This window comes from Corallococcus interemptor (assembly GCF_003668875.1).
GTDB classification, from domain to species: Bacteria; Myxococcota; Myxococcia; order Myxococcales; family Myxococcaceae; genus Corallococcus; species Corallococcus interemptor.
In genome coordinates this window covers 82868-91577 of the sequence record NZ_RAWM01000022.1, presented here as the reverse complement: position 1 = coordinate 91577, position 8710 = coordinate 82868, and the positions used below count along the sequence as shown (strand labels likewise).

Below are 8710 nucleotides of genomic sequence, written 5' to 3'. Positions count from 1 at the left end.
GGACCGGGGTCTCCCCGGCGGGCCCGGCCGGGGGCGCGGGCTTGCCGGGTTCGCTCCAGGACTCGTCAGGGGTCGCGCTCCGGGGAGGCGGCGTCTGGGCCCCGGCGGGGACGGCGGGCGCCAGGGCCAGGAGCGACAGGCTGAGGAGACCGGGGAGGCGCATGGAGGAAGGCAGCCAGCCTAGCCCACGCCCTGGCGCTGAACGAGGCAAAGCCTGCCCACTCCCCCGCCATCCGGTCGCGTCCGGAAAGCGGCAGCCGCGCCACAATGCTGATGACGGGGGCCGGGCACGGTCTACCATCCGCGCCCGCGCGCATGGCGTCGGTGAGGAGAGCCAACGGGATGAGGTTCGGACGGGGTGCACTGCTGATGGCGCTCGCCCTGGGCGCGTGCAGCAGGCCCGGTGCGGGCACGGAGGCGTCGGACGCGGGGGCCACCGGACTGCCGGGGCGGCAGTCTCCGCTGGCGCTGCCCTCGTGCGAGGAGCTGCTGCCGGCGGACCTGCGCGACCTCACGCTGAACGGCTTCACGATGAAGGAGGACCGCGCGTGTCCCACGTGCGGGCCGGTGTGCTCGCTGCGTCCGGCGGCGCAGGCGGACGTGTCCGTGTCGGTGGCGTATGACTGCCAGCCGAGCTACGCGAACGCGGATGTCCGCGCGCTGCTCGCACCCACGTTGAACGCGGGCGGCGAGGAGGTCCCGGCGCTGGGCAAGGCCGCCGCGCGCCGCAATCCCGTGCAGGGCATGACGCAGGTGGTGACGTGGGATGACGACACGCCGTGCGTCGTCATCGTGACCTGGCTGGGGGATGACCCGGACCGCGCGCTGGACGTGGCCCGTCTCGCGGTGACGTCGCATCACGGCGTGGTGGAAGCGGACGCGGGCACGGAGCCTCCGGCCGACGCGGGGGACAGCCTGCTGCTGGATGCGCCGCTGGAGCCGCTGGACAGCCTCACCACGCCGCGAGCGGGGACGACGGCCACGCTCTCCGCGCCGTCGGGAACGCGCGCCGTGACGCCGCCACCGGTGGTCCCCTCCCCTCGTCCCGTCGTGCCGGCTCCGCAGAGGCCCGTGCAGAAGCCCGCGCCGACCGCACCCGCACCGGTGACGCAGAAGCCGCCGGCAGCCACACCGCCTGCGACGGTGCCTGCCGCGACACCGCCCGCGCCCGAGACGCCGAAGCCGTCGACTCCGGCGCCGCCACCCGCGACACCCTCGCAGTCCGAGCCGGCGGCACCGGCCTCGGGATCCGACGGTCAGTGACCCGCGAGGCCGGCCTCTTCTGGATCCGGCCACCAGCTCCCCGTGCACCCAGGCCCCCCGCCAGTCACGGGCTACAGCGTCTCCAGGTACGCGACCAGGTCGTCCATGTCCGCGTCGGACAGCTGCGCGGTCATGCCGTGCTGGTTCGACTCACGGCCGTTCATCAAGCGGGCCTTGAGCGTGGGCGCGCTGCCGTCATGCAGGTACGGCGCGGTGCGGCCCACGCCCAGCAGCGACGGCGTGTTGAGCCCCGCCTTGATGACCGCCACCGCGTCCTGCAATTCGCCCGTGCGCACGAACGTGCCCACGTCCACGTTGCGGTTGTCCGTGAGCGCAGCGCCCGTGTGACACGTGTCGCACTTCGCCTGCGTGAAGAGGGCCGCGCCTCGCGCCTGCGACTCCGTCAGCGGCTCGCCCCGGAACGCGTTGTCCGGCGCGGGGATGGCGTCGATGAACGCGCCCAGCTTCGCCACCGTGTCCTCGTTCAGCTCCTGGCCGCCCATGCGGTCCTTCACCGTGGCGCTCATGAAGTCCCCCAGCGCGGAGAACTCGCCACTCCAGTGGAAGGGCGCCGTCGCCGTCGTCATGCGCCCGGCCAGGCTGGGCGTCTGGCGCGGGCCGTCCGGGAAGCCCCACACGTGGCCGTCCTCGCGGCCCTCCAGGTGGCACGACGCACAGGACACCGCCACCGCCGGGCTGGTCATCCGCCGGTCCACCGCGCTGAAGAACAGCCGCCGGCCCTCCGCCGCCATGGGCGACAGCGTGTCGCCCGCGATGACCAGGCGCTCGCCCTCCTCGCGGATGTCGCCCCACTCGTTGCCGCTGGACCCCAGCGTGGTGACCGTGTGGTCGAACGCGTTGTAGACGTACGCCTTGCGCCCATCGCGCGTCATCGCGATGCCGTTGGGGCCCGCCCCCACGGCAATCAGCTGCCGCACCGGGCTCGCCTCGTTCAGCAGGTCCGAACCGGAGCGGCGCCACGAGGGCAGGATGGCCACGTTGTTCGAGTCCTGGTTCACCAGGAACAGCCACGCGCCCGTGGGGTCCACCACCGCCGCCGAAGGCCCCTGCAGGGGCGCGTCGAACGCGGGGCTCGCGATGAGCGACGTGGGGTAGTCCGGCTTCTCCTCCGGCGGCGGCCTGCACTCGTCCAGGTCGTCCACCACCGGCCGGGGCGCTTCATCCTCCGCGTCGAAGGTGACGAGCCCCGCGGCCACCACGCCGCCACCCGCCGCCGCGCCGCACGGCGTCCCGCCGCCGTACATGGAGTCCCCCGTGTCGGGGCCGCGGCCATCCACGGGCCCGCCCAGCGGATCCTCGCGCGACCACAGCACCGGCGCGAAGAGGCGCCGGCCGTCCGGCGTGCTCAAGAGGTCCACCATGCCGCGCGACCGGAAGGTGCGCGGGCCCGTGTCCACGGACGGCGGCTCATCGAACGACGAGGAGCCCCCGCCGGACGTGAAGGACGACGGCCGGTTCGCCTTCGCGAGCAGGTCCGTGCCGCCGCGCATCACCCGGGGCTTGTTCCCGTCCGACAGGTCCACCGTCACCACGTCGCCCTGCCGGAACAGGGACACCGCCGCCTTGCGGCCGTCCTCCAGGAGCGCGATGCCGCGCGGCTCCTCGCCCAGCGGCAGCTCCCAGCGCGCCGTGAGCGTGTCCGTGTCGATGGCGGTGAGGCTGCCCCGCGCGGCGGACTCCCGCGTGGCGCTGTTCACCACGTACAGCGTGCGCCCATCCGGCGACACCGCGAGCCCCGTGGGCTCCACGCCCACCGGGATGCGCGCGGCCTCCACCGCGTCGCCCTTGCGGATGACGGACACGCTCCTGCCGCCCCGGTTCGTCACGTACACGGTGTCGTCCGGGCCCACCGTCACGCGCTCCGGACGCGGGCCCACCCGCACCTCGGACACCTTCTCCCGGCGCGCGGTGTCCACCACGGCGAGGATGCCGTTGTCCGCGTCCACCACGTAGAGCAGCGAGTCATCCCGGCTGAGCGCCACGGACCCGGAGGCGTTGCTCCAGGTGCCCGCCACCTCGCGCTCCTTGCAACCCGACAGCACCAGCGTCGTCACCGCGCACAGCGCGGCCCATCCCTGCCGTCGCATCGGAAATGCCATCCCCTCCCGCGGGAGACTCGCGCGCGTTCCTCCAGCCCCACCCCGCGCGCATGCCCCACGGCCTGTCCGGAAGCGTGCCGGCCCTGCTCACACGCCTTCCCGGGAGCCGCATGCTCGCCCAGCCGGCCACCGGAAGTCGACGCCTTCTCCACCCGCCGTGTGGCTCCGGACAATGTCGGGAAGAGTCCCCCCTCCCCCAAAAGCCGCGAGCACCCGGCCCCGGTCGCGTGTAGACACTCAGGAGCCGTGTCCCGACCCGCGCCCGTCATCCTCAGCTTCCGGCGTACGTTCGCGCTGCTCATCCTGCTGGTCGTGCTGCCCTCGGCCGGCCTGTCCGGCTTCGGCGTCGTGGCCATCATCAACGAGCGCGCCGCCGTGGAGAAGCGCCTGGAGGCCGCGTGGCGGGGGACGCTGGCGGACCTGTCCGCGGAGGTGCCGCGCGCGCTCAGCAGCGGACGGCTGGAGCAGTGGGGGGACCGGCTGGCGTTCGTCCTGCCGGACGAGCAGGAGCTGTCCGACCCCGAAGGCACCTTCCACGTGGAGAACGGCCTGGTCCGCACGAAGGACCCGCAGCTGGCGGAGGCCCTGGCGGCGCTGGTGCCGGAGGCCGCCTCGCTGCCCACGGTGCCCACCGTCTTCTCGCTCGCCACCAACGGCCGCACCGTGATGGTGGCCGCGGAGCGCCAGGGCGCCACGGTGCGGGGCGTGCGGCTGTCGAACATCGCGCTGGACGCGCTCCTGTCGGACAAGGCGCAGGGCCGGGCCACGTCGGAGCCGGTGCGCTTCACGCTGTTGCCCGTGCCTCGCGACGCGTCCAGCGAGGGCGGCATCGTCAACCGGCTGATGTCGGAGGTGGCGCAGGCGCGGCAGAACGCGCTGGGGCCGCCGGTGCTCGCGGAGCGGGTGCTGTCCGCGCCCCTGCAGGACTTCCGCCTGGTGGTGCTGCCCCTGGGCGAGGACCCGGTGGCGAGCGCGTCCACGCGCAACCGCGTCGTGTACGGCGTGCTCCTGGGCCTGTTCTACCTGACGCTCACCTTCGGCGTGGGCTACACGGCGCGCGTGCTCTACCGCGAGGCGCGCCTGTCACGCATGAAGACGGACTTCGTGTCGCTGGTGAGCCATGAACTGCGCACGCCGCTCACCTCCATCCGGATGTTCATCGAGACGCTGGCCCTGGGCCGGCTCAAGGACCCGGCGCAGCAGCAGGAGGTGCTGGACCTGCTCACGAAGGAGACCGAGCGCCTGTCGGACCTCATCGAGCGGGTGCTGGACTGGGCGCGCATCGAGAGCGGCCGCAAGGTGTACCAGCGCGAGTCCCTGCCGGTGACGAACGTGGTGGACGTGGCGGTGGCGGCCTTCCGCACGCAGCGTCACGGCGACGGCATGGAGTTCACCGTGAAGGTGGACGACAACCTGCCGCACGTGGAGGTGGACCGGGTCGCGGTGGCGGGCGCGCTGCTCAACCTGTTGCAGAATGCCTACAAGTACAGTGGGCCCACGAACCGCAGAATCGCCCTCCGGGCACAGAGAGACGGCGGATACGTGAACCTGTCGGTGGAGGACAACGGGGTGGGAATCGCCAGGAAGGACCGCAAGCGCATCTTCGAGCGCTTCTACCGGGTGGACAACCTGCTCACGCGCAAGACGGAGGGCAGCGGCCTGGGGCTCGCCATCAGCAAGCGCATCGTGGACGCGCACGGCGGCCGCATCACCGTGAAGAGCGAGCCCGGCCAGGGCAGCTGCTTCACCCTCCAGCTTCCGGTGACCCGCGAATGAGCACGTCCGTTCCTTCAGACGAAAAGCCCCAGCGCATCCTGGTGGTGGAGGACGACCTGTCCATCCTCACCGGCGTGTCCATGAACCTGCGCTTCGAGGGCTACGAAGTGCTCCAGGCCCAGGACGGCCGCACCGGCCTGGCCAAGGCGCTGGACGAGGCGCCGGACCTGCTGGTGCTGGACCTGATGCTGCCGGAGCTGAACGGCTACGAGGTCATCCGCGAGCTGCGCCAGCGCGGCCGGGACACGCCCGTGGTGGTGCTGTCCGCGCGGGGCCAGGAGTCGGACAAGATCCTGGGCCTCAACCTGGGCGCGGATGACTACGTGGTGAAGCCCTTCGGGTTGCAGGAGCTGCTCGCGCGCATCAAGGCGGTGCTGCGCCGCCGGTTCGGGGCCACGGGCACCACGCCGCCGCCGGTGACGTTCGGGGACGTGAAGGTGGACCTGTCCCAGCGCACGGTGGCGCGCGACGGGCAGCCGGTGGAGCTGACGGCGCAGGAGTTCAAGCTGCTGGCGCACTTCCTGGCCCACCCGGGCCGCACCTTCACCCGCGAGGAGCTGCTGTCCGGCGCGTGGGGCTACCACTACGAGGGCAGCGCGCGCACGGTGGACAACTTCATGCGCCAGCTGCGGCTGAAGTTCGAGGCCGACCCGGAAGCGCCCCGGCACTTCCTCACGGTGCGCGGCCTGGGCTACCGCTTCGAGCGGTAGCGGCGCTCACGCTCCGGCGACGCCAATCTGGCGCAGGTCCTCCAGGTCGAAGGGCTTGCCGTCGAAGCGGCCGTAGCGCTCGCGCAGGGTGAGGCCGCTGGCGATGAGGGCGTTCTCCAGCTCCTCCGGCAGGAAGTGCTTCAGCTTGAGGCGGCGGATGGGGCTCTGGCCGCCCGCGGGGCGCCGCTCGCGCAGGTGCAGGGCGAAGAGGGGGCGGCGGGGCTCCACGGCGGCGCCGGGCTCGTCGTCGTCGCGCGGCAGCACGGGTTCGCGCGGGGCGTTGAGCACGTCGTAGATGAAGGTGCCGCCGGGGGCCAGGTGGTGGCGCACGGTGGCGAGGAACGCCTCCAGGTCATCAGGGCCGGACATGAGGCCCAGCGCGTGCTGTGGGGCGAGCACCAGGGGGAACTGCTCCTCCAGCCGCAGCGCGCGGGGGTCCGTGGCGATGAGGCGCGTGCGCGCGGAGACGTCCGGGGATTCGGAGGCGCGGCGCTCCTCGGCGGAGCGGATCATCGCCTCCGAGGGGTCCACACCCACGGTGGAGAAGCCATGGCCCGCGAGCGCCCAGGGCACCCGGCCATTGGCGGCGCCCAGCACGAGCACGGGTCCGCCGTGCTCGGCCGCCTGCCGTGTGTAGAAGACGAGGTCCGGCTCCTGTCCCACGAGGGACAGCGGGGTGCGGCCGCGTGCGTCGTTCCCTGCCATTGCCCAGGCCCTAGCACGGTTGGGGGCCGCTTCGGGACTCCCGCGTTCACACCGTGGGTAAAGGGTTGCCCACCCGGTATCGCTCGGCCGGCGCGCACTGCCCGTGTTCCGACGGTTGGCGGCCTTAAGGGGCTGGCACCCTCCTTGCCTTGATGGGCGCGAACAATGGCTTCGCGCCGGGGGACCTTCCCCGGACCAGTGTGAGGTGGACGTCAATATGAAGCACGGGTGGCGGTGGACGGGGGCGCTCCTCCTGGCGGGAGCGCTGGGGTGGACGGGCTGCGGAGGGGACGACAAGGACACGACCCGGGTGGAGGTGCCAGTCACCCCCGTGGACGAGGACCCGCGGCTGCCGGACGCCGGCACGGGTGAGGTGGACGCGGGCACGCAGGTCCCCGACGCGGGCACGGGCACCACGGACGCGGGCACGGGGACGGTCGATGCGGGCACCGGCACCACGGACGCGGGCACTGGGACGGATGCGGGGACGGACGCGGGCACCACGGATCCCGGAGAGACGACGTACACGCCGCCGTCCATCCCGGGATGGACCTTCTACGGCCGCGAGCAGGGCGGTCCTCGCTTCGTCTACGGCGTGACCGCGGATGAAGGCGGCAACGTCTGGGTCGCGGGCGGCGAAGAGGGCCTGTTCCTCCTGAAGAAGGGAGAGAGCACCTTCCGGAAGTTCACGATGGCGGATGGCCTGCGCCCCTACGGCTACATGCCGGACGGCAGCGCGCCGCCGGGCACGCCCTACCTGAAGGTCATCTCCGTGGCAGGCGCCTGGGATGGCGCGGTCTTCGTCGGCTACGCGGGCAAGCCGCCACCGCCGGGAATCGCGGACTGCGAAAGCGAATGGGACACCGCCCGTCATGCCGGCCGGCCCGCGGACGCCAGCGTCTACAAGAGCGGCGATGCGGACCGTGTCGAACTGCGCGCGGATGGGACGCTGAAAGTCGTCCACTACGACATCTCTTCGGGTCCCAAAGTCGTCAAGGATGAGCCACCCGGTCGCGAGAAACTCTGCACCGTCTGGCGCATTGCTTATGATCCGCAACCCACCAGAGAGGATCCCCACAACGGACATGTCTGGTTCGGCGCAAACCACGGCTTCGCGCGCGGTGACGCAAGCTTCCAGGGGAATCCCACGTGCAACGGGCAGCTCGCGTGCTCGGGGGTCCAGGAGCACAGTCACCCGGCCTTCAACGCCTCCATCTACGTGAACCCCACTCGTGACAGGGCGCAGTACGGCACCGACTACAGCAAGTACGAGGTGCGTGGCGCGCTGCTCACCGATGCCTATTGGGGCCTTGCGCCGCTTCCGAACCACGACGTCTGGGTGGGAGGCGCGAACCGCTCCACCAAGTACTACTACGGCTCCAACGGCAACGACTTCTGGACGGCCCAGGAGATGACGGAGCGGTCGGAGTACACGTGGAACCGCCGCGACATCTGGCCCGACAAGGTGGGTGAACAGGATTGGCCATACTCCCGTCCCGAGGAGCGTACGGACGACCTCGTCTCCGGAATGGCGCTTGTCCCCGACGGAACCAACCGCGTGTGGGTGAGTTCCTTCGCCAATGGGCTCGTCCAGCTCGACAGTGATGGGAACGTGGTTCGCAGCCTCAAGAACGACCTCATCGCCCCTCACGTGTCCAGCGTCGCGGTGGATCCCCTGGACAACAGCGCCTGGGCGGGAGCCGCCTGGGGCGGCGGCATCAGCCGCGTGGGCGGGGGCGTCACGAAGTACAGCTACTCGCTCTTCGGCCAGCAGCTCTCCGGCATGCGCATCCCGGACATCCAGGTGGACAACTCCGGTGCCCGCCGCCGCATGCTCGTGGCCTTCACGCCCATTGAACCGGTGAAGGGCCCTGTCACTCCGGGTGCCATCGGCATCTACGACGGCGACTGAGCAATAGCAGACACGCCTGATCACGACCGAGCGGCTGCCCTGACCCCAGGGTGGCCGCTCTTCTTTTCACCAGTCAGCAGTCCACCATCTCTACTGAAAGACAGACGACAATCCACCAGACCCTGGTCGCCTTGTCACCGCCAGGAAATTCCCGTGGCTCCGTCATCGACTCAATCGCGGTCAGGAATGAGTTCGCATGAAGCGTTCCCAAGTGCCTGATCGCG

The 8710-nt window shown here is 71.5% G+C and carries 6 protein-coding genes; 4 read left to right on the top strand and 2 right to left on the bottom strand.

Going from position 1 to position 8710, the window contains the following annotated elements; all coding sequences use genetic code 11:
* Positions 1-342: 342 nt before the first annotated feature.
* Complete coding sequence (locus D7X96_RS40410) at positions 343-1263, top strand: hypothetical protein (protein WP_208647298.1); 921 nt, start codon at positions 343-345, stop codon at positions 1261-1263.
* A gap of 71 nt (positions 1264-1334) precedes the next feature.
* On the opposite strand, the gene D7X96_RS11335 is transcribed toward D7X96_RS40410, so the two are convergent.
* Positions 1335-3371 (bottom strand): c-type cytochrome, encoded by a 2037-nt coding sequence (locus D7X96_RS11335; RefSeq protein ID WP_120549395.1) that lies wholly within the window; start codon positions 3369-3371, stop codon positions 1335-1337.
* 258 nt (positions 3372-3629) lie between these two features.
* Between D7X96_RS11335 and D7X96_RS11330 the strand changes: the two genes are divergently transcribed.
* Both D7X96_RS11330 and D7X96_RS11325 read left to right on the top strand, forming a co-directional pair.
* A complete protein-coding gene (locus tag D7X96_RS11330) occupies positions 3630-5159 on the top strand; it encodes a sensor histidine kinase (protein WP_120549396.1) in 1530 nt (509 codons plus the stop codon).
* Complete coding sequence (locus D7X96_RS11325; protein ID WP_120549397.1) at positions 5156-5869, top strand: response regulator transcription factor; 714 nt, start codon at positions 5156-5158, stop codon at positions 5867-5869. Before D7X96_RS11330 ends, D7X96_RS11325 begins: the two co-directional genes overlap by 4 nt.
* A 6-nt stretch (positions 5870-5875) precedes the next feature.
* On the opposite strand, the gene D7X96_RS11320 is transcribed toward D7X96_RS11325, so the two are convergent.
* Complete coding sequence (locus D7X96_RS11320; protein ID WP_120549398.1) at positions 5876-6574, bottom strand: class I SAM-dependent methyltransferase; 699 nt, start codon at positions 6572-6574, stop codon at positions 5876-5878.
* A 217-nt stretch (positions 6575-6791) separates the two neighbouring features.
* Between D7X96_RS11320 and D7X96_RS11315 the strand changes: the two genes are divergently transcribed.
* The gene (locus D7X96_RS11315) at positions 6792-8486 is read left to right on the top strand and encodes a ligand-binding sensor domain-containing protein (RefSeq protein WP_121769695.1); all 1695 of its coding nucleotides are present in this window, start codon (positions 6792-6794) and stop codon (positions 8484-8486) included.
* Positions 8487-8710 lie beyond the last annotated feature (224 nt).